This is a genomic window from Paenibacillus taichungensis, from assembly GCF_013359905.1.
GTDB classification, from domain to species: domain Bacteria; phylum Bacillota; class Bacilli; order Paenibacillales; family Paenibacillaceae; genus Paenibacillus; species Paenibacillus taichungensis.
Genome location: NZ_JABMCC010000059.1, coordinates 1 through 641, shown reverse-complemented (window position 1 = coordinate 641; position 641 = coordinate 1). Strand labels below are relative to the sequence as shown.

The 641-nt window shown below is 49.1% G+C and carries 2 tRNA genes and 2 rRNA genes; all 4 read left to right on the top strand.

Annotation, left to right across the window (positions count from 1 at the left end):
- The first annotated feature begins 83 nt into the window (after positions 1-83).
- Positions 84-200: ribosomal RNA gene (rrf, locus tag HP548_RS00485) — 5S ribosomal RNA — on the top strand.
- Between the two features lie 37 nt (positions 201-237).
- A tRNA-Ile gene (locus HP548_RS00480) sits at positions 238-314 on the top strand.
- A 22-nt stretch (positions 315-336) separates the two neighbouring features.
- Positions 337-412: transfer RNA gene (locus HP548_RS00475), tRNA-Ala, on the top strand.
- Between the two features lie 139 nt (positions 413-551).
- Positions 552-641 (top strand): 23S ribosomal RNA (locus tag HP548_RS00470); the annotation flags it as partial.

Below are 641 nucleotides of genomic sequence, written 5' to 3'. Positions count from 1 at the left end.
CGGAAACATTCAAATACAAAATCTAGCCAGGTCGGCTAGTTACTCACTCGTTGCTCAGTTTTGAGAGCTCAAACTCTCAAACGTTTGGTGGCGATAGCGAAGGGGTTCCACACGTTCCCATCCCGAACACGACCGTTAAGCCCTTCAGCGTCGATGGTACTTGGACCGCAGGGTCCTGGGAGAGTAGAACGCCGCCAAGCGTAAACCCATTACGGGTTTCAATATGATATATAATGTGGGCCCTTAGCTCAGTTGGTTAGAGCGCACCTCTGATAAGGGTGAGGCCGGTGGTTCGAGTCCACCAGGGCCCACCATGTATACCTTAAAATCTAATATGGGGCCATAGCTCAGCTGGGAGAGCGCCTGCCTTGCAAGCAGGAGGTCAGCGGTTCGATCCCGCTTGGCTCCACCAACAAGATTTTACAAGCTTGTTCTTTGAAAACTAGATATCGAAACGAAAATTGCGAATTAGAACATTCCTTTTTAAGCTGAACTTGTGTTAAACAAGTTTCAATAAAAACGGTAGATTGCATTTGCTCCTTGGAGCAATTGGTTAAGCTACTAAGAGCACACGGAGGATGCCTAGGCGCTAGGAGCCGATGAAGGACGTGGCGAACAACGAAACTGCCTCGGGGAGCTGT